Source organism: bacterium (assembly GCA_016716565.1).
In the GTDB taxonomy this organism is placed as follows: Bacteria; Bacteroidota; Ignavibacteria; order Ignavibacteriales; family Ignavibacteriaceae; genus IGN2.
In genome coordinates this window covers 1,500,407-1,525,402 of sequence record JADJWC010000001.1, presented here as the reverse complement: position 1 = coordinate 1,525,402, position 24,996 = coordinate 1,500,407, and the positions used below count along the sequence as shown (strand labels likewise).

The window sequence follows — 24,996 nt, the reverse complement described above, 5'->3', positions numbered from 1 at the left end:
GTCTTATTCCATCGAGAATGGTTCTATAAGCTGGTGTTGTTGGTACAAGAGAGAAGAGTATCAGAATATTTTTCGTTTCATATGCTCTGTCAAAATTTGCAAGAGTGCTAACGCTTCCGACGCAGGTTGATATTAGCAGTATTATGATTAGTTTCTTCATTTTGGATCAAGTTAGCTAAATAATGACAATCACAGATCAAAAGGTAATTAAAAATAAGAATTTATCAGGAATAATGTGCTGCGAAATGAATTAGCTGAATATAATTGCTGTAGTTGTACGATCTTGCCTTTCTAATTTAAGGCTTAATCTTTTTTTGAAAGGTACTTCCCGATTAGTATTCCGATAATGACAGTTAGATAAAGGTTTCCAAATAATGCCAGAAAAATTGCTAGTGTCTTTGCGTTCGGTGTCAGAGGAAGGATATCTCCGTAGCCTGTCGTAGTAATTGTTATATAACTGAAGTATAGAAACTCATGAAACGAGGTTTCAAAGTTACCGGAAAGAGCAAATGCGTCCGGTTCAAAATAAGCAATTACTCCCGCAAGAACAGCTCCGCAAAAACCAAATAAAACATAAACAGCAACTGCATTGAATATTACCCTGTTATCAACTTCTTTGCTCCTTACGATTTCGATCAGCAAATTAACCGCAACAAGGATAAAAAACAGAATAAACAAAATTCTATTTATAAGTTCAATGTCTGTGTTCCCTGTAATCGCCACAATTAAGTTTACTGTAATAACAAGATAACCGGCTCTGCTAAGTTTTCGTAATTCGATTCTGCTTTTCTTCAAGGTGATAATTGCCGAGAGAAGAATGAGTGTGAGAAATAAAAAATTAAAGTAACCTTTAAAAGGTGCATTTGAATAGTATGGTAGCATAATTATCATAAGTACCATACTAACACTAAGAGTGATGTGAGAATTTTCTGAAATGATTTTTAGAGTTTTCATTTTTACGCTTTACATAAGTAGTTGTTTGTGCTAAAGAAAATAAGTTATTTCTTTCTTAAATCAACTGCGGACGTCTATTTTTTTCTTTACTTCTTCGATTGTTTTTTTGTTTGAAAGAACCAGCAGTATATCACCCTGCTCAATTATTGTCCCGCCGGTTGGAACGACATACTGTTCATTTCGGTTAATCATCACAATTAAACTTTCTGCAGGCAGACCTAGTTCAACTATTGATTTTCCAACCAATGGCGAATTGTCACTAATAATAAAATCATAAAGGTCGTTTTCATCACCGGGTTTTGATTCAAACTCAATGGGCGATCTAACTTTTTTAATTAATGGAGTATCAACCTTTAATACCTTTGCAACATAAGTTAAACTCCATCCCTGCAGTAAAGCTGAAGTCAAAACAATGAAGAATACGATACTGAAAATTAAATCGGCGTAAGCAACTCCTGCAAGCAGAGGAAAAGTAGCCAGAATTACGGGAACTGCACCTCTCAATCCAACCCAGGAAATAAATAACTTTTCTTTTACATTCACCTTTGAAAAAAGTAAACTAATAAAAACCGCAACCGGTCTGGCCACAAACATCAACACTGCAGATAGTATCAATCCGATGCCTGTAACAGACAACAATTCTGAAGGAAATATCAGCAGTCCGAGTGTAAGGAACATTCCTATTTGAGAGAGCCACGCCATTCCGTCAAAAAAACGTTTTAAACTTTTTTTGTGAACAAACTCTTTATTACCGATTATTATTCCGGCAAGATAAACTGCAAGGAATCCGCTTCCGCCAATTAAATTTGTTGCCGCATATATTAGTCCTGCCAGAGCTAAAAATAATACCGGGTAAATTCCTTCATAAGAAAATTTGATTTTATTTATCAGGAAAACTATAGCCCAGCCCATTACCAGACCAAGAATAATCCCAATGCCAAATTGCATTACGAACAGCCACAACAAACTCCAGAAGCCAGTTGTTGGTTCAAGTATTAATTCAATAATCCCGATGGTCAGAAAAATTGCCATCGGATCGTTGCTTCCTGACTCGAGTTCGAGTACAGGTTTAAGATTTTTCTTAAGACTTACATTCTTCGACCTCAGCACATTGAAAACTGCGGCAGCATCAGTGGATGAAATTATTGCACCGAGCAGTAATCCATATTTTAAATCTATTTCGAGCAGAAACGATGCTGCTATACCAACCAATATTGCCGATGCAAACACTCCAATTGTAGCCAGGCTTATTGCCTGAAACCTGACTGGTTTGACATCCTGAATGCTGGTGTCCAATCCTCCGGAAAACAAAATAAAAATCAGAGCGATGATTCCGATGGATCGTGCTAGGTTGGCATCGTCAAAATAAATTCCCCCGATTCCTTCTGAGCCGGCGAGCATTCCAAGTGCAAGAAACAGGATAAGTGTTGGCAGGCCCAGGTTATCAAAAACCTTTGCAAAAACAATACTAAGAATAATCAGAAGTGCAGCACTTATTAATATATAGTCTAATGCCATCTTGCCAATTATTAATTTGCTACGTTATGATATATTTCAAAATTCATAGTTTGGTAATCATTACTTAATGAATCCCTCTTTATAAAGATCACTGATAACTTTACTGCTGACTGTTTTAACAACATCGCCGGTATTTTTTGGTTCATAGGATTGCGACTTTGCACTCCAGATTATTTTTCCATCAGTCGTCTCGTAAAAATTTGCTCTCATATAAACAATTTTTTCTTCGGCTAAGTAATCGGAGTTGAAGTAAAGTGGTGCAGTTGAAGCATAGAAGCCGTAAAAGCCGACATAGACATGACCTGAACCGCCGGTGTAAAGAGTTTTATCAGAACTTTCTCCGCCTTCGATTGCGACCAGCAAAGCATCAACATTCTTATCCCTGAAATATTTTTCAAAAGTATCTCTGTTCATTTGTTCACCTTTGGGTAGTTCCTGCCACGCCATCAAAACTTCAACATTATATTTGAGAAGCTGAGAACGGAATTCGTTTTCATAAACTTTCCTTTTCCATTCATCTTTCGCGAGCCCAAAGACTAAAATCTTTTTAAACTCCTTTCCAGAAAATGTTTCGTCAATATAAACATCTGTAAGCTGAGTTGATGAACTGCAGCTTATGATCAGTATGATTTGCAGACCAAGAATCATTTTTAGAATTAGTTGCATAGAAAAAATTGTCCTTACTTTATTGTGTTTGTACTTTTGAAAATATCTTTAGTCCTACTATTCCCACAACAATCAGAAATATGAAAAATATTCTAACAAACTCTTTTGATTCATTAAAAAGAATCATCCCAAGAATAGCAGTTCCCACTGCACCAATTCCTGTCCAGATTGCGTAAGCTGTTCCGATTGGAATTGTTTTCACAGCATTGGACAGAAAATAAAAGCTCAATATCATACCAATGATGGTGATAACGCTCGGCCAGAGTTTCGTAAAGCCCTCAGTGTATTTCAGACCGACAGCCCAGCCGATTTCAAATAATCCGGCAATAAAAAGATTTATCCAGGCCATTTCCCTCAAAAAAATTTTGTTGGAAGTTAATATAATAATATTGTTTCTTAACCAGCGTAAGCTACTTTAAGTTTCTTGTGGTCTAAGGCTTTTGCGAGAGCGAAATCTTCTTCAGTTATTTTTTCCTCATCGCCATAATAATTATGCTCGACACTATCTTTCATCAGACTTGATTGCAGAGCAGTTGAAGAAAGCACTTTCAGATCATCAACAACAAGATTTGTGTGATCGTTCATGTCAACTCTGCCGGTAACCATGTATGGTCCCATTGACAAAGTAAGTTCAGCAACGCGGTAATAAACTTTCGGAAAGATGATTGCTTCAAAAGTTCCCGTTAGATCTTCGAGTGAAAGAAATTTCATAATCTCACCGCTCTTCGTTTTTATTCTTTTTGAAGTCATATACCAGCCGATCATCTTTACTCTTCGCCCTTCGTTCCTCAGCATATCTTTTGCAGATATAATTCCCTTCTGTTCAATCCATTCTTTAAAGAAATAAAGCGGATGACGAGTAACCATATAGCCGAAAGCTTCGTATTCTTCTTTGCAGATACCGGCAAGTGTGTAGTTCAAATCAGTTTTGACTTCTTCCTCCAAAGCAAAAGTTTCCTGCAGGAAAAGATCGTTGTAGCTTTCTTCAATTATTTTTCTGCGATGAATGTAAATATCCAACAGGCGAAGCAACGTCGGTCGTGTTTGTTTGAAGCAGCCCATTGCACCACATTTAATCAGCAAGGCAGTTTCTTCATAAGCAAGTTTTGTACGGACAAGAAAATCTGCCAACGAAACGTATTTTCCGTTTCGTTTTCTTTCCTCGATAATTTTTTCGATCGCACTGTAAGAAAGATTTTTGATTGCTTTTAAACCAACACGGATGTTTCTTCCCTTTCCAACATATTCTTTTTCACTTTCATTAACCGAAGGAAGTTCAATCTTCAAGCCCAAACGTTTTGATTCTTCGATGTAAACTGCCGGTGAATAAAATCCGCCTCCGTTGTTCAGCACGCTTGCCATGAATTCCGCAGGATAGTGAGCTTTGAGAAATGCAACCTGGTAAGAAAGCAATGCAAACGATGCACTGTGCGCTTTACAGAAAGAATAACCTGCAAACGATTCAATCTGCCGCCAGAGCTCTTTGCTCTGGTAATCGGTTAGTCCTTTTTCTTCGCAGGACACAAAAAACTTATCAACTATGCGCTGCATTGCATGGTGTGAACGCATCTTTCCGCTCATTGCTCTGCGAAGAAGATCAGCATCCTCCAAACTTAATCCGGCAATGTGGTGAGCAACTTTAATCACATCTTCCTGGTAAATCATCACTCCGTAAGTTTCGCCAAGATAAATTTCCATTTCGGGCACAAGATATTTTCTCCGTGAAGGATCTTTGTGGCGAGCGATAAACTCCTGCATCATTCCGCTTTCTGCAACACCGGGACGAATAACAGAACTTGCAGCAGTAAGCATCTCAAAAGTTTCAACATCGAGTCTGCGAAGAAGCGAACGCATTCCCGGCGATTCAATATAAAAGCAGCCGATAGTTTTCCCCGAACGAATTAATTTTTTTGTTGCAGGATCGTTAAAGAGCATATCAAAATCGAAGATGTCGAAATCAATATTGCCGGTGTGTTTTGGTATCGGCGGATAGAGGGTGTGTATCTTTGCCTGTCCACGCCATTCAGGTGGAACCTGGTAAATTAATGAATCTTCCGTTTTTGAGCTGTTTTCAAACATATTATAGTGAACATTTGCACACTAAAATATAGTCTTTTAAAATTTAAATGCAAGAGGGATTTTGATTGCGGATTGTGGATTTCGGATTCCAGATTTCAAAATCTTGAAAAAAATCTGTGCTTGGATAAAATGGTTTACGGAATTCGCAGTGTGAGAATTCTTTTGATCCATCAAATTTTATTTTGAAACAACAAATTTAAATGAATGATTTAATTATGCTAGAAAATCAAATAAATTGTTTATGGTCTGAGAATTGGGTGTATAGAAAAGCACAACTTCTTTTAAGAATAGAATTGTGATCATACAACGACGAGTGGCTGTTCAGCAAATACCTGAGCAGCCATTTTTATTTTACACCAGACAATTATTGCTTTGCAATTATTGTAAATGAACTTCGAGTGTTGCGTTTGAATTAAAAATTATTTTAGTTTCGATAGGTGATAACAATTACTGAGGTGAAACTATGCAGACAGATGACGTAATAAACTGGATTTGTCAGTACTGTGGAGAGGAAAACGAATTATGGATCGACCTGACCATCAAAGGTGATCAGGATTTTATTGAGGACTGTGAAGTATGCTGCAGACCAAACAGAATTCTAATAAAGCATGATAAGGAAGACGAAGAATATTTATTCGTTGAGTCGCGAATAACAGATGAGTAGCTATCTCAGAATTGGAAATCTTTCGATTCCAATTTTCAACCTGATTGAACCGAACAACTTCCCTTAATCCAGAAAGTTATTCAGTCGACTCTTAACTTCTCACTCAACTTAATAAATGTGACATTTTCTTCATCTTGTCTTCTGACTATTCCGAAAATGAAGACAACATTTAGCACAACCGAAAAGACCAGCAGGATTAACAGGAGCATCATATAACCCTCCGAGGTTGATAATTATAAATAGTTGACTATACGCAACCTCCTCACTCCTAAAATATGTAATTCTTAATTACTATTCAAGGCTAGTCCATAATCATTCTTAAAAATGATGAGCTTTCATCATCGTCATCATTTGATTTCTTACCGGAATCTTTCTGTTCCATCTTTTCCTTAGCCCAACTGTATCTTGAGGCTTTTTCCGAGAAAGAATTTTCAGGTTCTTCGTTCTCCGGTTCTTCAGGTTGAACCGGATTGCTCTTTACCCTGAGAATTGTGGGAACATCCAGATCTTCTTTATCAATGTTCGAGGTATCCATAAAATTAAATCCACCCCTGAAACTTAACTGTTCGCCGGATTTCTTTGCCTGTGATTTAAAGTTACTTTGCGCAAAAGTTTTTCTTGCGCTGTCGAATCCGGTTGCAATGACAGTATAAGAAACGTAATCATTCATTTCTTCTTTTCTTACACATCCGAAGATTACATTTGCTTCTTCACCTGCAGCTTCGAAGATAACATTGTTACCTTCGTTAATTTCCTGAAGAGTGAGGTTGCTTGAACCGGAAATATTTAGTAGAACACTCTTGGCTCCTCGTATGTTCACCCCTTCAAGAAGCGGACTTGAAATTGCTTTCTGAGCGGCTTCGATTGCACGGTTTTCACCGCTTGCTATTCCGCAACCCATTAGAGCTTCTCCGCTCTGGTTCATCACGGCGCGAACATCGGCAAAATCAACATTTATCAATCCTTCGACAGTAATTATATCAGCGATTCCTCTTGTTGCTTCATACAGCACTTCGTTTGGTTTGTCGAATGCCGCAAACGCATTTATGTTGCCGTCAAGTATGCTGAGAATTCGCTCGTTTGGAATTACGATTAAGCTATCTACATGCTTTCTCAATTCTTTTATTCCTTCCTCAGCATTTATCATTCTAGTTTTACCTTCCCAGCGAAACGGCTTTGTAACGATGCCAACTACAAGAGCTCCAATGCTTTGTGCAACTGAAGCTATAATTGGTGCACCACCGGTGCCGGTTCCACCACCCATTCCTGCAGTAATGAAAACCATATCACTGCCTGCAAGTACGGAAGCAATTTTATCGCGGTCTTCTTCAACTGCTTTCCTGCCGATGTTCGGATCAGCTCCAGCGCCGAGACCGCGCGTTATGTTTGTTCCAACCTGGATTTTGTGATGTGACTTGCTGCTTTCCAAAACCTGTGCGTCGGTATTAACAGCAACATACTCGACACCGTTCAAACCTCTGGCAATCATGCTTCCCAGAGCGTTACAGCCTCCGCCGCCTACGCCAATTACTTTTAGAACGGCTGACATTGGTTTTTCTCTATCGAGAGTGGCGAACTTTATCATGGACCCTCCTGTATTAGATTTTTTATAATTCATCAAAAAATTCCTGAACTCTTTTTACAAATAGTTTAATTGAGTTCTTAGCTTCTTTTTTTCTTTTGATAATCTGGTATTCACTCGACTTGCCGCCAGGTATTCCTTTTATTAATCCGGCAACTGTGGCAAACTCCGGACTTTCAATTTCATTTGACAATCCTTCACCAAGCTCCTGTGGCACACCAATTCTTGCCGGCAAACCAAAAACTTCTTCAGCTAATTCGGGGCAACCACGCAGCAGTGACCCTCCTCCTGTTAAAACTATTCCGGCTTTTACTTTGTTTTTGTATCCAGCACTTCGTATTTCGTTATCAATCAGCGTAAACAATTCCCTCATTCTCAAACTGATTATTTGAGTGAGTAGGCTGATTGGAATTTTTGTATTTCCTCTCGCACCAACACCTTTAATTAAAATATCTTCGTCCTTTATAATTGCCGTTTCGATTGCATAGCCATATTCTTTTTTTAATTTCTCTGCTTCCTCTGTGACTACACCTAAAGACTCTCTGATGTCATTTGTTACCTGGTTTCCTGCTATTCCAATTACTTTCGTATGCTTGATTGATTTTTTATGATAGATAGCTATATCAGTTGTCCCTCCACCGATATCCAGAAGAACAACACCAAGATCTTTTTCACTTTCTTCAAGAACTGATGTGCTTGATGCTATCGGTTGAAGAATATAATCTTTCACTTTAAGTCCTGCGCGCTCGACAGATTTTTTTATGTTCTGTATTGCTGGTATTGACGCCAAAACCACGTGATTACTGGCTTCCAAACGTGAACCTGACATTCCAATGGGATTTTCAATCCCGGGTTGATGATCAACAGAAAATTCCTCTGGAATAATATGAAGAATTTGTCTGTCTGATGGAATTCTTATTGTTCTTACATCTGCTTCTAATCTTTCAAGGTCTTTCTTCGTAATCTCTTTTTCTTCACTGCTGATGGTTACATAATTCCTGTGCCTGATGCTTGTGATATGTTCGCCTGCAACTCCAACATTCACTGACGTTATGTTAAGTCCGGCACGATTCGTAGCAATAGACATAGCTTCTTTAATAGCTTCAGAAGTTTTACCAATGTTTGCGACAAGTCCCTTGTGCAACCCTTCAGATGGGGCAATTCCGAATCCGAGTATGTTGAAAGATTGCTTGCCTTCTTCCCTTTCGGCAATCACTGCACAAACTTTTGTTGTACCTAAATCAATTCCAGCTATAATTTCTTTTTTCATCTAACTGCCAGTTCTATTTTGCTTTTACCAATGAATACTTTGTTTTTATAACGAAGATCAACATAATCTATTTTTTCATAACTGTTTTCAACACCACCTAATTGATTCCAGAGATTTTTCAAAACCAATACTTTTTTTACTTCATCACTTTTACCAAAGAGAACAGGAAATTTTTGATCGGCAAAAGTAAGAATAGCATCTCCGCCTTTTCTCATATTAATTTCAGCAAGATTCTTTCTCATACTAGTATCACACACGTTAATTGCATCAATTATTCTGAAAGCAAAATTTATATCATGCTCATTTAAACCTTTTCTCTTCTTCATATCCATGTTAGAAATAACCGGAAACGCTCCGATTTCAGCGGGGGGGAAAAGCGGAAGAATTTTTAAATCACCGGTCAACAGTTTTAAATCATTCTTTTGAAGCAGAACGGCTTTGATCTCTTTTTCTTGAACCTCGACCAGGATTGTGTTTATACCATCGAATTCAACTTCCGCTTTTCTCAGGTAGGGATGTTTTTCAATTTTTTGTTTTACTTCTAATAATGTTAGGCTTTCATATTCTGTGGAATCATTCAAGCCAGCATACTTTAAATATTCTTGCGCAGTAAGAAGTTTATTTTCACTTACTTCAATCCGATTATAAACTTCATTATGACTCGCCTGTGAACCGGTAATCATCAAATAGGAAAATCCGATTATCAAAACTAAAAATATAACCAGTCCAAAAAATTTACTTCTACGTTCGCTCAATGCTTTTCCTCCTTAAGTAGTTGGACAAATTTTTCTCCATACTTCCAGATGTCTCCAGCTCCCATTGTAACAATAATATCTTCTTTCTTTTTTACTTCCATTAATTTTTTGGGAATATCATTTTTATCCGGAACGTAAATAACATTTTTATGTCCGTACTTCTTCGTGATATTAGCAATCATCTCACCGTTAACACCTTCAATAGGCTTTTCTCTTGCGGGATAAATATCTGTGCATATAAATACATCCGAATTCAGGAATGCTCTTCCGAAATCCTGGTAGAAATCTTTTGTTCTTGAGAAGAGATGCGGTTGAAAAACTACAACCAGCCTTCTGTCCCAAGCTGCTCTAATTCCTGCAAGCGTTGCAGAGGTTTCAGTCGGATGATGTGCGTAATCATCCAGTACCAGAATATCGTTTTTATATTTCGTTTCAAATCTTCTGTAAACACCAGTGAATTTTTCAAGAGCTTTCTTGATTATGCTAAAATCAATTAAGAGTTCCATCCCAATTGTAACTGCGACCAAAGAGTTTTTAACATAATGCTCACCCGGAATATTCAGTTTGATTTGACCGAGCTCTTTTCCTTTATAGATTACTGTGTATTTACTGCTGAATCCTTCAAACTCAATATCGATCGCACGAACATCTGCTTGTGCAGTTATTCCATAAGTAAACACTGTTTTATTTATAGATGGGATAATATCCTGCAGTGCAGGTTCATCGAGACATATCACAACGAATCCATAAAACGGAACTTTGTTTGCAAACTCGATGAATGCTGTTTTTATATCATCGAGATCTTTGTATGTATCAAGATGCTCTCTCTCGAGAGTTGTGATTGCTGCAATAGTGGGTGTAAGTTTCAAAAAAGTTCTGTCGAACTCATCTGCTTCAACGACGATGAACTCACCATTGCCGAGCCGAGCATTTGTTCCGCCAAGCCCGCTTAATTTTCCGCCAACAATGATCGTAGGATCGATTCCACCTTCAGTCAAAGTTAATCCAACCATCGAAGTAGTTGTGGTTTTTCCGTGTGTTCCGGCAATACCAATTCCATATTGCATACGCATTGTTTCAGCAAGCATTTCTGCACGTTTAATAATGGGAATATTTCTGTCAGCTGCTGCTCTTACTTCGGGATTATCGGGAATAACTGCGGATGAATAAACAAGAACATCAACATCTTTTATATTATCAGCTGAATGCCCTTCGTAAACTTTAGCGCCGAGTTCTTCCAGTCGCTTCGTAACTTCAGTCAGATGCAGATCGGAACCGGATACTTCAAATCCCTGGTTGATAAGTATCTCCGCGATACCACTCATCCCGATACCGCCGATTCCCACAAAATGTATTTTCTTTATACTCTTAAACACTGCTTTTTTCTACTTTAGATTTTAACTCTTCAATTCGCAGTAACAATTCATCCTGATTTTCAAAATCCGAGAATCTGATGATTACAGGTCGTACTCTTCCATTAACTTTTATTCTTGCAGTTCTGAAGGCAGGTGAGTTACTGGTTCTTACCTGCCTTGAAAATTTTACTTTCTTCACCTGTTCAATCTTGTACGATTTTGATTTGAAACGATCTGCAAAAACAATTTCTTCATCAGATATTTCTATGTACATATTCCTGATAAGATTATAAACCAATGCTGCAACAGATATTATAAGTATGATCGCCAGGAAATATAAAATCGGATCTCTCGTAATAAGTGTATATGAATCACGAATAAATTCACCTCTTATTACGCCATAAAGAATAAAGACCAGGAAATAGATGATCGTCGATTTATAATAAAACGATAAATTGTATTTGAATATTCTTCTCTTTTGTTCACTGTTATTCATACAGCCTCCGCAAAATTTATTGCGTTCTGTGCTATCACTTTCGCAGCATTCGATTTTGCCATCTTCAGAGCGTTTGTTTTTATCTCAGTAAGAGTACTTTCGGATTTCACTAACTCAAGAACTTTTTTACCTATTTCAGATTTCAGGTTTTTATCTTCAATCAAAATTGCTGCGTTATTATCTGACAAAGCTTTTGCATTATAATATTGATGATTCTCTGCAACATTCGGCGAGGGAACAAGTATTGCAGGAATTCCAAGATTCAGCAGTTCTGCAATAGTAGTTGCCCCAGCCCTAGCAAGCAATAAATCACAAACTGAGTAAGCAGCATTCATATCTTCAATGAAATCATAAACTTTTGTGGAATCACTGTTCATTTTTTTGAACTGTTCAAAATAATTTTTCCCTGTCTGCCAGATCACCTGAATTCCATTTTCTTTAAAAGCGTTTATACTTTCCAACATCGCTTCATTTATTGTTCTAGCTCCTAAACTTCCGCCAAGAACGAGCAAAGTTTTTTTTTCACTTGATAGTCCAAAACTTTTAAGTGCAATAGTTCTATCCATTCTTCCAAGATTTTTTCTTACAGGATTTCCTGTAATATGATGTACCTTTTCTTTTCTTAAATATTTTTTTGATTCCTGAAAACTCAGATGGACTTCAGTTGCATATTTTTCCAGCAGTCGTGTCGTAACTCCGGGATAACTGTTTTGTTCAAGAAGAATTATTTTCGCGCCCATTACATTCGCAGCCCAGATTGCAGGACCAGCTACATATCCACCTGATCCAATCGCAACTTTTGGTTTGAATGACATATTTATTAACAACGATTGCACCATCGAAACAAAAAGTTTTAAAGGGAACAATAAATTTTCAATATTAATTCTTCTGGAAAATCCCTTTATCCAGATTGATTTGAATTTAAATCCAAGCTTCGGAACTACTCTTCCTTCAATTTTATCTTTTGTACCGATAAAAAGAATATCAGCTTCCGGTTTCATCTCTCTGATTTGTTCAGCGACAGCGACTGCCGGGAAAAGATGTCCGCCTGTACCACCACCCGCAAATAAAAATCTGTATTTGGTTTCAACACTGCTCATCTGTTGCTTCCCTGAACAGGATTTTGATCTGGTACGTGAATAACACCATTCTGCCGCATATGATTCGTGAATGCAATGTTGATTAAAATTCCGACACTAATGCACAGAAATATCAAAGATGTTCCACCGTAACTAATAAACGGAAGTGGAAGTCCTGTTGTCGGCAGAACTCCTGTTGTAACCGCAACATTCACAAAAGCATAAAACACAATTGAAATAGTTATTCCAAATGCCAGCAGTTGCCCAAACTGATCTTTTGTTTTCTTCGCAACTAAAATTCCACAAACCAGAAGCACCAGATATGAGACCAGCACAGCAATTGAACCTATAAGTCCAAGTTCTTCACCAAGAATTGCAAAAATAAAATCACCATATGCTTCAGGAAGAAACAAATTGCTCTGCATACTATTTCCAATTCCAACACCAAAAATTCCACCGCTGCCAAGACTGTAAAGAGCCTGCTTCACCTGAAAATTTAAATCACTTCCGCTTGTAATTGAGCTGACAAAAGAAAAAATCCTAGATCTTGAATGAGGAAAAATCATTGCAGCAATTCCAATAACAGTTCCGCTGATTAGAAGTGAAACAAGAATATGCTTAAGCTTTGCCCCTCCGGCATAAATAATTGTAAGAGAAATCAGAATAAGCATAATGCCGCTGCTTATATTCGGCTGAAGCATGATCAAGCCCGAAATGCCAATTATCCAGATAAATAAATACAAAAACCCATGCCTGTAATTATCCATTACATTGGCTTTTGCTTCCAGCAACAAAGCAAGGTGAATTACAAGAACCAGTTTGGCAATATCAGCAGGCTGGATTGAAATTACACCGAGGTTCAACCATCTGCCAGCACCTTTGATGCTAGGTGCAAAGAGCAGAGTAAATACAAGCAGAAAGACAGTTGCAATGATGAGAGGCTTACTGAGTCTTCTGTAATACTCATAAGGTATTAAGGCAAAAAGTATTACTGCAGCAATTCCTAACAATACTTTAAAAAGATGTGAGTTAAACAGATAGAAAACGCTATCAAACTTAAACACGCTGTAAGTGCTGCTCGCACTCATTACTATGGTTAAGCCCAATAGCATTAGTGCAAATGCATCAAAGAAAATTGTCAGTCCTAATTTTTTCATTATAATTTGTTTACTGCTTCTTTAAAAACTTTTCCACGATGTTCGTAATTATTAAACATATCAAAGCTTGCACAGGCAGGTGACAAAAGAACTACATCACCACTCCGTGCTTCCCTGCTTGAACTTTTGACTGCATCCTCAAGTGATTTTTCAATTTCAACTTTTACATCCTGATGGAAGAAGTTGAAAACTTTTTCTGCTGAAGAACCTATTGCATAAATCTTTTTTACTTTCTGAAGTACCAGCTCTTTTATCTGGTTATAATCGTTCCCTTTATCCTGTCCGCCAAGTATGAGAAGAATTGGTTCATCAAAACTTTTTAACGCATACCATACAGAATCAACATTAGTAGCTTTTGAATCATTAATGTATTTGATACCATCAATCTGTCTCACAAGCTCTAAACGATGTTCAACGCTCTCAAATGTTTGGAGACCTTTAATAATTCCCGCATTATCAAGATTAAAAACCTTTGCTGCACATATAACCGACATTGCATTTGCAAGGTTGTGTTCACCTCTGATTTTAATGTCATTCCTTGAGCAAATAAATTCTTCTTTCCCATTCAATTTGAAAATTACTTTATCATCTTTATAGAAGCATCCATTTGTTTGCTCTTCAGTTAAAGAGAAATAAATCGATTTACTTTTATGATCTGACAGATAATTCATTACCGTATGGCTGTCTTTATTAAGAATCAAATAATCTTTTTCGTCCTGGTTCGTATAAATCCTTTGCTTTGACTGCGCATATTTTTCAACACTATTCTCGTACCTGTTAAGGTGATCAGGTGTAATGTTTAATATCATTGCCACAGCCGGCTTGAATTTCTCAATGAGGTCAAGCTGAAAGCTTGACACTTCAAGAGAAACGAATTCACCTTCTTTTACATCAAGAGCTATTTCACTGAATGCCAGACCTATATTTCCAGCAACGTGAGTTTTGTAACCACAGGTATTAAATACGTGTCCGCATAAACTAGTAGTGGTTGTTTTACCATTAGTGCCTGTAATCGCGATGACTTTTCCTTTGCAATAATGGTATGCGAACTCAACTTCACTGATTAACTTAATTCCTTTTGAACGAGCCGTTGTTAAAACTTGTGAATCGTTGGGAACACCCGGACTGACAATCATAAGCGTCGACTCATATACTCTGTCCGAGTGTCCCCCGAACTCAAAATCGATTTTTTCAACTTCGAGTTGATTCACTGCATCATATATTTTTTCCTTAGAACCCAAATCACTAACAAATGGAATTCCTCCTAGACGCTTTACAAGTTTTGCAGCGCCGACTCCGCTTCTTGCTGCTCCGATGATCGATATTTTTTTACCTTTAACTTCCATTATCTTATTTTGAATGAAACAAGTGTTACAATCGCAAGAATTATTGCAATTATGTAAAAGCGAACAACGATTTTCGGTTCAGCCCATCCAAGTATTTCAAAGTGATGATGAATCGGAGCCATTTTAAAAACTCTTCTGCCCTGTCCGAATTTTTTCTTTGTGTATTTGAAATAAATTTTCTGAATTATCACAGAAAGTGTTTCCATAAAAAAAACACCGCCAAGAATCGGGATAAATAATTCCTTCTTAATAAGAACAGCGAGAATCCCGAACGCACCACCAAGTGCAAGCGAGCCGGTATCTCCCATAAAAACCTGAGCCGGATATGCATTGTACCAGAGAAATCCAAGTGATGCACCAACAAGTGCAGCTACAAAAACAGTCAATTCACCCGAGCCGGGTAAATAAATTATGTTCAGGTAATCTGCAAAAATTACGTTACCACTTACATAGCTCAGCAATGCAAGAGCAATCATTACAATTGCAATTATTCCGATTGCAAGTCCATCCAGTCCATCAGTTAAATTCACTGCATTGGATGTTGCTGTGATAATGAATATCACCACTGGTATATAAAAAATCGAAAGATCAAGATTTACATTTTTTAGAAATGGTACAGTCGTCAATGAATTATAATTCGCAAACTCCGGTGAGAAATAAATTACAGTACCAACAATGAGTCCAATTATTATTTGACCAATAATTTTATATCTGCCGATCAAACCTTTTGGTAATTTCTTCACGACTTTCAGATAATCATCAAGAAAGCCAACAAGACTGAGCCAAACTGTACCGCCAAGAATTAATATTATATAGATGCTTGTTAAATCACCCCACAATAAAACAGGAACGACAGCAGAAAGAATTATTATTAACCCTCCCATGGTTGGAGTTCCAGCTTTTGACCAATGTGTTTGAGGAGCGTCTTCCTTCTTTGCTTCACCTATCTGATACTTTTGCAGACCACGGATTATTTTCGGTCCGAGATAGAATGCCATAAACAAACCGGTTATCGCTGCTAACGCTGACCTGAATGTCAGGAACCGGAATATGTCAAATCCAGGGGGCGAATAAAGTTTATTTATGTAATCAAATAAATAGTAAAGCATCAGTTCATAATTTTTCTTTTAATAGCTGAAACAAATTCTTCCATCTTCATTCCGCGTGAACCTTTAACGAGGATAACAGAATCATCAATATTCAAATCATTAATAAAATTTTCTAAATGACTTCTTTGTGTAAAATGTCTGGATATTATATCAATTGACTTTATTTTTTTATGGAGATACTTCATCATCGGTCCGATTGTGTATACCTCATCGATTCCAGATTTTATGATTACATCTATTAATCCTTCATGAAGTCTTATCGTTCTGCTGCCAAGCTCAAGCATATCTCCAACAAATAAAATTTTTCTTTTAAATGATTTTATTATCCCGACTAATTCAATGGCTGCTTTTGTTGAATCAGGATTTGCATTATATGTATCATCTATCAAGATGAATTTATTGTACCGCTGAACATCAAGTCTTCCGGCGGAAGCTTTTAATCGATTTGCTGCTTGTTTTATTTGTTCAACAGATAATCCCATCTCGAGTGCAACCGAGCAGGCTGCAAGAAAATTCTTTGCGCTTTGTTCACCATATATTGGTAAAATAATATCAAAGCGTTTTTTCTTATAACTTACTTCAATAACTGGTTTACCATCGTCTGTAAAATTTTTCAATTTGGCTTTAACATTGACTCTTCCAGAAAAACCAAAACTTACTCGATTACCTTTTCCTGAATGCTTTGCTTTAATTATCGGATCATCGTAATTGAGAAAAACTTTTCCACCATTTTTTATTGTCTCTTCAAATAAAAATGATTTCTCTTTCCAGACACCATTACGTGTTTTTAAAAATTCCAGATGTGAATCGCCAATGTTTGTGATCAAGCTGTAATCCGGTGCTAATATTTTTGCTGTATACGGGATTTCACCAAAATGGTTTGTTCCGAGTTCAGCAACTAAAACCTGATGAGTTTCATTTGTATCTAAAATTGTCAGAGGAACACCAATATGATTATTATTGTTCGCAACAGTTTTATTCACGCGATATTTTTCAGAAAGTATTTCAGCTATCATTTCTTTCACTGTTGTTTTTCCTGCACTGCCTGTTATTCCGATAATTTTTGCAGCTAATTTCTTTCTCCAGGTTTTGGCAATCTCGCCCAAAGCAATTGTTGTATCTGTCACTGTCACTATCGGAACTTTAATTTCATCAAATTGATTAATTTTTTTTTTATCTATCATTACCGCAGCAGCTCCATTCTTTACAGCATCCTTTACGAAATTATGTCTATCGAAGCGATTTCCTTTCAGAGCAATAAACAAAGTATTCGATCTGATCTTCCTTGAGTCAATTGATACATAGTCTATACTATTCAATTTATCAGGTTCATAGATTACCGAATCGGGTACGTTAAATAAATCTTCAATATTCAGATGAACTTTTTTCAAATTCCAAGATATTTTTTTGCAACTTCCCTGTCAGAAAAATGATGTCTAACACCGCCAACTTCCTGATAATCCTCGTGGCCTTTTCCAGCAATAAGTATTACAGAATTTTTCTGACTTTTCCGGATAGCTTCTTCAATAGCTTTTTCTCTGTCTTCAACAACATGGTAATTATCAGTAGTTATTCCGGCTTTAATTTCTTCAATAATTGCCGATGGATTTTCATTTCTTGGATTATCAGAAGTCACAATAACATTGTCACTCAACTCAGTTGCAATCTTTCCCATCAGAGGGCGTTTAAGTTTATCGCGATTTCCGCCGCAGCCAAAAACTGTTAACACCGGATTTTTCTTATCTGTGATTTTTCTAATAACCATTAAAGTTTTTTCGAGACTATCCGGTGTATGAGAATAATCAATAACAATTTTTCTTGTACCATTATTTAATACTTCAAATCTTCCCGGTACTTGCGGTGTAGTCGAAATTCCTTCAGCAATTATTTCGTCTTTTATTCCTGATAACTTGGCAACTGCAAAAGCACCGGCTGCATTGTATGCATTAAAATCTCCAACCAATGAAGTTTTTAGATGGTATTCTTTATTTTCATAATCGATTGTGAAAGAAGTGCCCGATAAATCACAATTTATATTTGTAAGTCTGAATTGTGTATCTGAATTAGTCCCGAAAGAATATTTAAGAGCCGGACAATCTTTTATGACATCGACACTGTGAAGATCATCAGCGTTATATAATGCAGTTGATGAAACCGGGAGTGAATCGAATAAAATCTTTTTTGCATTGAGATAATTTTGAAAGTCGCCATGAAAATCGAGATGTTCGGCAGTGATATTTGTGAAAACTGCAAAAGCAAAATTCAAACCGTGAACGCGCTTTAAAACAAGTGAGTGCGAAGAAACTTCCATCACCGCAAAATCACATCCTGAAGTGTGCATTTGATTCAACATTCGGTTAAGATCATTCGATTCAGGTGTTGTAAGTTTTGAATCAATTTTATCTTTTCCTATGTAATTGGCTATTGTTCCTATTAATCCAACTTTATATCCCGATGTTTCATAAATATTTTTCAAAAAATATGAAGTTGTAGTTTTACCGTTTGTGCCCGTTATTCCAATCAGTCTTAATTTCTTCGATGGATTATTGAAAATCGCTTTTGATATTTCAGCCAAAGCCTGTCTGCTGTCTTTGACGATTATTTTAACTGCTTTGAAATGACTTACAAGTGAATCCGGGATTGCATCGTAATTCTCAACAACAACTGCAACAGCTTTATTGTTAAGTGCGTCCTGAAGAAACAAATGACCATCAGTTTTAAATCCTTTGATTGCAACAAAAACAGAACCATCGACGACTTTCCTAGAGTCGTATTCAACTCCAGATACTTCTCTGTAAGGAGGAGTTCCAACGACCTGAACTGAAGTTATTTTATTTAATAATTCACTTAACAGCATCAATATATCCTGGCTCCAGTCGGACTGATTGGTGAACATTTCAATATGCAAGTCTTCTTTTTGTTAATTGTATTTCCAGGTAGTATACTTTGCTCAGTAACAACACCGGAACCTGACACCGACCATTTAATTCCAAAGTCATTTAAAATCAATAAAGCTTCTTTTATTGTTTTGCCGCGCAGATCTGGCATTAAATTTTTTCCAGTATTAGAAATGAAAATATTCTGACTCTGATTAACCTCTGATTGATATTTAGAATCCTGCTGTTCAATCTTTGCATTAAATGAATCACTTTTGTATTCGGTAATCTTAACATCCTGCTGAGGAATGGGATGTTCATACATTCCTTTTTCTAAGTTGTAAATTCTAGATACAATTTTTTTGAATACAGGAGCGGAGACTGCGCCGCCGTAATACTGACCTTTTGGTTTGTTGATCAATACGTAACAAACAAGAGTTGGCTCATCTGCAGGATAGAATCCAACGAAAGAAGAGTAATATTCACTGCCGGAGTATTTTCCATCAACAATAATCTTTGATGTTCCGGTTTTTCCACCAACAGATAATGATTCTATTTTTGCCTGAGAACCCGTGCCATTTTCAACAGCACCCAATAAAATATTCCGCATTCTTTCAGATGTTTTTTCGGAGATTACCCTTCTGACTGCAAAAGGAGAATATTCTTTAATAATGTTTCCATTTTTATCAACTTGCCTTTTAACAATTTGAGGACGATACAATATTCCTCCATTTACTAAAGCACAGAAAGCATTTGTTAATTGAAGAGGTGTAACAGAAATATTATATCCGAAAGACATATAAGTTTTTGTAAGCTTCGACCATTTATCCAATTCGACAAGTTTACCGGTAACCTCACCTGGAAGTGAAACTGAAGTAAATGTTCCAAATCCGAAGCCCCGAACATATTGGTAGTAATCATCCTCGCTAATTCTTTGAACTAATTTTGCAACGCCAATGTTGCTTGATTCTTCTACAATTTCTCTCACAGTTAACGATTCAAACTTATGCGTATCCCTGATGTAATTGTTTCGAAACTTGTAGACTCCATTCTCTACATTAATTCTTTCAGCTTCATTACATGCTTTTTCTTCAAGCAAAGCCGCAATAGTAATTGCTTTAAATGTTGAACCCGGTTCATATGAATCTGTTATCGCACGGTTCTTTCTGTCAAAATCGTTAAAACTCCAAAACTTATTCGGATCATAATCACTTAAATTTGCTAACGCAAGTATCTCACCGTTATTTGGATCCATAATGATGCAAGTCGCTGATTCGGCATTGTTAGTCTTTAATCCATCACGTAATTCTTCTTCGACAATCGCCTGATACCTTTTGTCAATTGTGAGATAGATATCATCACCGGGGATCGATGGCTGGGTCTCGGTTTCAGAGATTGAAATAATATCACCCATAGCGTTTCTTTCAACAATCCTGAAACCGTCCTTGCCTTTCAATACATTATCAAAACTTTTAGATACTCCGTTTACTCCATGATAATCATTGTTCACATAACCAAGTACGTGTGAAGCAAGAGAACCATAATGAAAAACACTTACGGGTTCTTCGACGAAGAAAAATGCACGGTTTTTATATTCAAATAGCTCGACTGATTTTTCGAATGGAACTTTCTTTTCAAGGCAGATTGTCTTGCCTTTTTCTCTCATAAGATTTAAATAATGTCGTTTACTTTTTCCAATTACTTTTGAAAAAATTGTAGCAAGCTTACTTTTCTCTGCTTGAGGAAGCATTCGAAGATCAACGTAGAAAGAATAGTCATTTCTGTTGTACACCAGCAAAACATCGTTTCTATCAAAGATAAAACCTCGTTCTGCTTTTATCGATTGAGTATTTGTTTGCTGTCTCTTTGCGAAATAACTAAGCTCATCGCTCTTAATTATTTGAAGATTAATTAATCTGTAAACGAGTGCACCAAATAAAAGCGCAGTAAAAATCAATACCAGTAAGACACGAGAATTATTCATTCAGTATTCCCGCATTTTCTGAAAGTTCAATTATATCCGACTTCAACAAAGTAATTTTATTTTCCTCATTTACTGAGTTATCAATCAGACCTAGTTCGAGGAGAGCGTAATTTTTAACCAAATCTTCTGCAGTAAGCATTTGATAGTTTGCTTTCAATCCAACCATAAAATTTTTTTCTGTTTTGATCATATTTTCCAACTGTGCAAGCTCTCGTTGCAATTCTTCATATTTTAAGCGTATCCCCTGCGCGATGAGAATGATAATGGTAACTATAATCAATATTGAAGTAATTACCACGATTAAGGGTTTCGAACTTTGCTTCATATTTTTTCAGCAACTCTTAATTTTGCGCTACGTGCTCGTTTATTAATTAGTATTTCCGATTCCGAGGGGACAATCGGTTTTTTTGTAAGAATATCTAACCGTTTAACTTTACCACAAGTACAAATGGGTGAATCAGGAGGACAAACGCAGTTCAGATTTTCGTATTTAAAAAAATCCTTTACTATCCTATCCTCAAGTGAATGGTAACTGATTACCACCAATCTTCCTCCCTTTCTTAATACAGGTAAAGAATTATTAAGAAACTGCTTCAATACACCAAGTTCATCATTAACATAAATTCGCAAAGCCTGAAAAATCCGTGACAATGTTTTAGTCAAATACTTTGGATTAGTCACCGATGAAATTATTTTTTTTAATTCATCAGTAGAGTCGATCTTCCTATTTTTACGAGCCAGAGAAATTTGGCGCGCAATCTTTCTGGAATTTTTTTCTTCTCCGTATACATATATAACTTCAGCTATTTTTTCTTCAGGTTCCCCGTTAATAAAATCCGCAGCAGTTTTCTTTAAGCTTTTATCTAATCGGAGATCCAGTGCTGAATCAACACTGTAAGAAAAACCTGCCGCGGCGTTATCCAGTTGAAAAGAAGAAACTCCAAGGTCAGCAATAATTCCGTCAAAGAACTCCAGCGATTCTATCTTCGCAATGACATCAACAAATGAAAAATTAAAGTTATAAAGCTTAATCCTGGCCTCATGCTTAAAATTTTCTTTGCAATAATTGAATGCATTCAGATCAACATCAGTAGATACAACTATACCCTTTTTACTAAGACGGGCAAATATTTCCTTAGTGTGTCCGCCAAATCCCAAAGTTCCGTCAAAGTAATTTCCAGTTTTGTTAGTAACTAAGTAATCAATACTTTCCTTAAGTAAAACTGGATTATGAACTAGGTCCATCAATCAGTCATTACTTTAGCAGCAATCTCTTCATAGCTCATTGGTGACTGCTTCAAGTATTCATCGTACACTTTCGGATTCCAAACTTCAATTTTTCTAAGAGCGCCGATTATCAAAACTTCTTTTTCAATTTTTGCATAGTCAATTAACATCTGCGGGATAAGTATTCGTGATTGCGAATCCATTACATCTTCATGTGCATATTGAACGAACATTCTGATAAATCTGAGATCGTCAGGCTGGAACTGGTTAAGCTTCAAAAGTTTATCTTCAATTTTCTGCCACTCATCGAGGGGGTACAAATCAATACAACTAGATAACCCTTTGGTCATCACGATTGTATCATTTGCATCAGGCGAAATGTGTTTGCGTATCTTTGCCGGAATGCTAATTCTGCTCTTTGAATCTATAGAATATGTAAATTGACCTTTAAACAATTCATTACCATTATTTGGGAATCTTCACCACTTTTCCCCACAACACCCCGAAAATAATGGAAAATTTTACTGAAAGTCAAGAAGTATTTTAAAAAAACTTTGTTTCTAGTAATTTTTTTTTAATTGTTCAGGTGGGTTAGTTTCAGATATTAAAACGATCGGAATGGATTTATTTAGCTTTGAGCCAACTGCCGGGATCGAACCGGCGACCTGCTCATTACGAATGAGCTGCTCTACCAGCTGAGCTAAGTTGGCCACACTAAACGACATTTCACTTATTGTTGAGTTGATATGATGCGAACTTGATTTAGTCAATCAGCACACAATCAGTCAACCGAGAATAGTTATCTTATTTTCTTTTTATGTCTGTTCTTTCTTAAACGTTTTTTTCTTTTATGAGTAGACATTTTGTGACGTTTTCTTTTTCTTCCACAAGGCATTCGCTTTTTCCTCTTTTCTTGATTAATGTGAAGTTAATAATTCCTGAGCTCTTTTACCTGCCTCAGAGTTTGGATCTATATCAACGGTTTTTTGAAACCACTCTTTTGATGCTACAAGATTTTTTGCTGTAAGATTGACGATCCCAAGATTTAAATGAGCAATCTGATGTTTTGGCTGATATTTGAGTGCAGCTTCCATTTCAGCAATCGCTGTGTTGTAATCATTTAAATTATAATAACATATTGCCATGTCAACCCGGGCATCAGCATTCTCCGGGTTTTTTTCTAAATATTTTCTATAATTGGTTATTGCTTTGTCGAAAAAACCTGAATCCTGAAGTAAATGTGCCAGGTGTAAAGTCGATTCCATATCTTCAGGATTGGAAGCAACTTTATTTTCCAGATCCTTAATCTCCTGCATATTTGCCATATTCACACCGGAATTCTCCGATTGCGTATTCATCTGTGTCACATTCGGCTGAACTCCGGAATCAAAAACACCAGAAGCAATCAGTGCAATAACGAAAACTATAACAACTGCTGAAGAGATAATCAGAATTTTTTTATTGTCAAGAACCTTCTCTTCATTGATAATATTTTTTTTACTGTTTCCCCTTTCAGGGGTTGAATTCATCTGTAAATTTCTTTTTGACTGCTTCTCAGTTGAAAAACTTTTTTTGTCTTTTAAAAGAATACCGCAACTAAAACAAACAGAATTCTCGATTGAATTTTCTTCACCACAATTTTTGCATACAACTATGTGTTCTGATTTAACAACTTGTTTATGTTGCAAAGAATCGCCCGAAGATGCAATTGGTTCCCCACAGTTAGGACAGAATTTGAAATCTCCTTCGAGTTTAAAACCACATTCTACACAATACTTCACTAATCTTTATCTCCGATTCTTTTCAAGCATTCCGGCATTAACTAACTCTTTAAAATCCTTAGAGAATTTGAATGAGGGTACATAGTGCTCTGGAACAAAAACAGATTCCCCGGTTTTGGGATTCCTTGCCTGACGAGCATTTTTCTTTTTAACTCTATAGCTACCGAACCCTCTTATCTCTATACCTTTACCTTCCTTTAATGCTTCAATGACAGTTTTCAAAAAACCTTCAACTATGGCTTCAGTTTCTAACTTAGTAAGCCCGGTGCCGGCTGCAACTTTGTCAACAATATCAGCCTTGGTCATTTTTTCACCTTTTTATTATTTTTATTGGACTATTTTCAAAAAACCAGGTTGCTAAAGTAATAAAGTTTTCCTGTAAAATCAATTAAAATAGTCAGTTACAGAGATGGCGTATTTGTTTTGCAAGATTCAAGAAAGCCACATTATCTTAGTAAAAGAGAAGTTATTAATAAAATCAGATACAGAGCAAATTAGATGGAAACCAAGCTATACATAAAGAACATGGTCTGTCAGAGATGTGTAAAAGTTGTAAAAGATGAATTGCAAAAGTTAAGTTACGAAGTATCAGATATCACTCTCGGCGAAGCAAATATTAAATCCGATCGAAAACCGGATTTGAATGTAATAAAAAAGTTACTAGTCGAGAATGGCTTCGACCTGGTTGATGACAAGAATTCCAAAATCATTGAAAAAATAAAAGTGCTTATCATTAATAAAATTCATCATCAAAACGATGATATTGAAAAATTCAGCTTTTCAAAATATTTAGCGAGTGAGATTAGAATGAACTACAGTCAGTTAAGTTCGATTTTCTCATCGATGGAAGGAATTACAATTGAAAAATTTATTATCAAACAAAAAATAGAAAAAGTAAAAGAACTACTTACATATGATGAACTAACTTTGAGCGAGATTGCGTATAAACTTGGCTACAGCAGTGTTCAACACCTCTCCAATCAGTTCAGACAAATTACCGGACTTAATCCATCATACTTCAAAAAGCTGAAGGGAAAAAGAAGAAAACCTCTCGACAATCTGAGCTAGTTATAAATAAACTATAACAATTATCTTTTA

General features: G+C 36.4%; 25 protein-coding genes and 1 tRNA gene. 2 read left to right on the top strand and 24 right to left on the bottom strand.

Annotated elements, in window-relative coordinates:
- From IPM14_06650 to IPM14_06625, 6 genes are all read right to left on the bottom strand, one after another.
- On the bottom strand, nucleotides 1-160 hold a 160-nt coding region (locus tag IPM14_06650; GenBank protein ID MBK9097801.1), incomplete at its 3' end, for a hypothetical protein.
- Nucleotides 161-303: 143 nt separating this feature from the next.
- Entirely contained in the window at nucleotides 304-954 is a 651-nt protein-coding gene (locus IPM14_06645; GenBank protein MBK9097800.1) for a two pore domain potassium channel family protein, read from the bottom strand.
- Nucleotides 955-1,014: 60 nt separating this feature from the next.
- Nucleotides 1,015-2,472 carry a potassium/proton antiporter gene (locus tag IPM14_06640; protein MBK9097799.1) on the bottom strand — a complete coding sequence of 486 codons (1,458 nt, stop codon included), beginning with the start codon at nucleotides 2,470-2,472 and terminating at the stop codon, nucleotides 1,015-1,017.
- A 60-nt stretch (nucleotides 2,473-2,532) separates the two neighbouring features.
- Nucleotides 2,533-3,138, bottom strand: a complete 606-nt coding sequence (locus IPM14_06635) for a hypothetical protein (GenBank protein ID MBK9097798.1) — start codon at nucleotides 3,136-3,138, stop codon at nucleotides 2,533-2,535.
- 19 nt (nucleotides 3,139-3,157) lie between these two features.
- The gene (gene sugE, locus IPM14_06630) at nucleotides 3,158-3,487 is read right to left on the bottom strand and encodes a quaternary ammonium compound efflux SMR transporter SugE (GenBank protein MBK9097797.1); all 330 of its coding nucleotides are present in this window, start codon (nucleotides 3,485-3,487) and stop codon (nucleotides 3,158-3,160) included.
- Between the two features lie 47 nt (nucleotides 3,488-3,534).
- Nucleotides 3,535-5,217, bottom strand: coding sequence for a hypothetical protein (locus IPM14_06625; protein MBK9097796.1), 1,683 nt, complete (start codon nucleotides 5,215-5,217; stop codon nucleotides 3,535-3,537).
- Nucleotides 5,218-5,680: 463 nt separating this feature from the next.
- Here IPM14_06625 and IPM14_06620 point away from each other — a divergent pair, with 463 nt between their 5' ends.
- Nucleotides 5,681-5,881: a CPXCG motif-containing cysteine-rich protein gene (locus IPM14_06620; protein ID MBK9097795.1), complete on the top strand. Its 201-nt coding sequence runs from the start codon at nucleotides 5,681-5,683 to the stop codon at nucleotides 5,879-5,881.
- 301 nt (nucleotides 5,882-6,182) lie between these two features.
- On the opposite strand, the gene ftsZ is transcribed toward IPM14_06620, so the two are convergent.
- The 18 genes from ftsZ to IPM14_06530 all read right to left on the bottom strand — a co-directional run bounded on the left by ftsZ (nucleotide 6,183) and on the right by IPM14_06530 (nucleotide 24,204).
- Nucleotides 6,183-7,466 carry a cell division protein FtsZ gene (gene ftsZ / locus IPM14_06615; GenBank protein ID MBK9097794.1) on the bottom strand — a complete coding sequence of 428 codons (1,284 nt, stop codon included), beginning with the start codon at nucleotides 7,464-7,466 and terminating at the stop codon, nucleotides 6,183-6,185.
- A gap of 22 nt (nucleotides 7,467-7,488) precedes the next feature.
- Nucleotides 7,489-8,733 (bottom strand): cell division protein FtsA, encoded by a 1,245-nt coding sequence (ftsA, locus tag IPM14_06610; GenBank protein MBK9097793.1) that lies wholly within the window; start codon nucleotides 8,731-8,733, stop codon nucleotides 7,489-7,491.
- On the bottom strand, nucleotides 8,730-9,488 hold the full coding sequence (locus IPM14_06605) for an FtsQ-type POTRA domain-containing protein (protein ID MBK9097792.1): 759 nt from the start codon (nucleotides 9,486-9,488) through the stop codon (nucleotides 8,730-8,732). The genes ftsA and IPM14_06605 overlap by 4 nt, the downstream gene beginning before the upstream one ends.
- A complete protein-coding gene (locus tag IPM14_06600; GenBank protein MBK9097791.1) occupies nucleotides 9,485-10,864 on the bottom strand; it encodes a UDP-N-acetylmuramate--L-alanine ligase in 1,380 nt (459 codons plus the stop codon). The genes IPM14_06605 and IPM14_06600 overlap by 4 nt, the downstream gene beginning before the upstream one ends.
- Entirely contained in the window at nucleotides 10,857-11,339 is a 483-nt protein-coding gene (locus IPM14_06595) for a hypothetical protein (protein ID MBK9097790.1), read from the bottom strand. The genes IPM14_06600 and IPM14_06595 overlap by 8 nt, the downstream gene beginning before the upstream one ends.
- Nucleotides 11,336-12,439: an undecaprenyldiphospho-muramoylpentapeptide beta-N-acetylglucosaminyltransferase gene (gene murG, locus IPM14_06590; GenBank protein MBK9097789.1), complete on the bottom strand. Its 1,104-nt coding sequence runs from the start codon at nucleotides 12,437-12,439 to the stop codon at nucleotides 11,336-11,338. The genes IPM14_06595 and murG overlap by 4 nt, the downstream gene beginning before the upstream one ends.
- A complete protein-coding gene (locus tag IPM14_06585) occupies nucleotides 12,436-13,575 on the bottom strand; it encodes a cell division protein FtsW (protein ID MBK9097788.1) in 1,140 nt (379 codons plus the stop codon). The genes murG and IPM14_06585 overlap by 4 nt, the downstream gene beginning before the upstream one ends.
- Nucleotides 13,575-14,921: a UDP-N-acetylmuramoyl-L-alanine--D-glutamate ligase gene (locus IPM14_06580; protein ID MBK9097787.1), complete on the bottom strand. Its 1,347-nt coding sequence runs from the start codon at nucleotides 14,919-14,921 to the stop codon at nucleotides 13,575-13,577. The genes IPM14_06585 and IPM14_06580 overlap by 1 nt, the downstream gene beginning before the upstream one ends.
- Nucleotides 14,921-16,030, bottom strand: coding sequence for a phospho-N-acetylmuramoyl-pentapeptide-transferase (locus tag IPM14_06575; protein MBK9097786.1), 1,110 nt, complete (start codon nucleotides 16,028-16,030; stop codon nucleotides 14,921-14,923). Before IPM14_06575 ends, IPM14_06580 begins: the two co-directional genes overlap by 1 nt.
- Nucleotides 16,030-17,421, bottom strand: a complete 1,392-nt coding sequence (gene murF / locus IPM14_06570; protein ID MBK9097785.1) for a UDP-N-acetylmuramoyl-tripeptide--D-alanyl-D-alanine ligase — start codon at nucleotides 17,419-17,421, stop codon at nucleotides 16,030-16,032. The genes IPM14_06575 and murF overlap by 1 nt, the downstream gene beginning before the upstream one ends.
- Entirely contained in the window at nucleotides 17,418-18,887 is a 1,470-nt protein-coding gene (locus IPM14_06565) for a UDP-N-acetylmuramoyl-L-alanyl-D-glutamate--2,6-diaminopimelate ligase (GenBank protein MBK9097784.1), read from the bottom strand. Before IPM14_06565 ends, murF begins: the two co-directional genes overlap by 4 nt.
- The gene (locus tag IPM14_06560) at nucleotides 18,887-20,890 is read right to left on the bottom strand and encodes a PASTA domain-containing protein (protein ID MBK9097783.1); all 2,004 of its coding nucleotides are present in this window, start codon (nucleotides 20,888-20,890) and stop codon (nucleotides 18,887-18,889) included. The genes IPM14_06565 and IPM14_06560 overlap by 1 nt, the downstream gene beginning before the upstream one ends.
- The gene (locus tag IPM14_06555; protein ID MBK9097782.1) at nucleotides 20,883-21,215 is read right to left on the bottom strand and encodes a hypothetical protein; all 333 of its coding nucleotides are present in this window, start codon (nucleotides 21,213-21,215) and stop codon (nucleotides 20,883-20,885) included. The genes IPM14_06560 and IPM14_06555 overlap by 8 nt, the downstream gene beginning before the upstream one ends.
- The gene (gene rsmH, locus IPM14_06550; GenBank protein MBK9097781.1) at nucleotides 21,212-22,135 is read right to left on the bottom strand and encodes a 16S rRNA (cytosine(1402)-N(4))-methyltransferase RsmH; all 924 of its coding nucleotides are present in this window, start codon (nucleotides 22,133-22,135) and stop codon (nucleotides 21,212-21,214) included. The genes IPM14_06555 and rsmH overlap by 4 nt, the downstream gene beginning before the upstream one ends.
- On the bottom strand, nucleotides 22,135-22,572 hold the full coding sequence (gene mraZ, locus IPM14_06545; protein ID MBK9097780.1) for a division/cell wall cluster transcriptional repressor MraZ: 438 nt from the start codon (nucleotides 22,570-22,572) through the stop codon (nucleotides 22,135-22,137). Before mraZ ends, rsmH begins: the two co-directional genes overlap by 1 nt.
- Before the next feature lie 182 nt (nucleotides 22,573-22,754).
- Nucleotides 22,755-22,827, bottom strand: a tRNA-Thr gene (locus tag IPM14_06540).
- A gap of 207 nt (nucleotides 22,828-23,034) precedes the next feature.
- The gene (locus IPM14_06535) at nucleotides 23,035-23,898 is read right to left on the bottom strand and encodes a tetratricopeptide repeat protein (protein ID MBK9097779.1); all 864 of its coding nucleotides are present in this window, start codon (nucleotides 23,896-23,898) and stop codon (nucleotides 23,035-23,037) included.
- 6 nt (nucleotides 23,899-23,904) lie between these two features.
- Nucleotides 23,905-24,204 (bottom strand): integration host factor subunit beta, encoded by a 300-nt coding sequence (locus IPM14_06530; protein MBK9097778.1) that lies wholly within the window; start codon nucleotides 24,202-24,204, stop codon nucleotides 23,905-23,907.
- A 192-nt stretch (nucleotides 24,205-24,396) separates the two neighbouring features.
- Here IPM14_06530 and IPM14_06525 point away from each other — a divergent pair, with 192 nt between their 5' ends.
- Nucleotides 24,397-24,966, top strand: coding sequence for a helix-turn-helix domain-containing protein (locus IPM14_06525; GenBank protein ID MBK9097777.1), 570 nt, complete (start codon nucleotides 24,397-24,399; stop codon nucleotides 24,964-24,966).
- The last annotated feature ends 30 nt before the right edge of the window (nucleotides 24,967-24,996 follow it).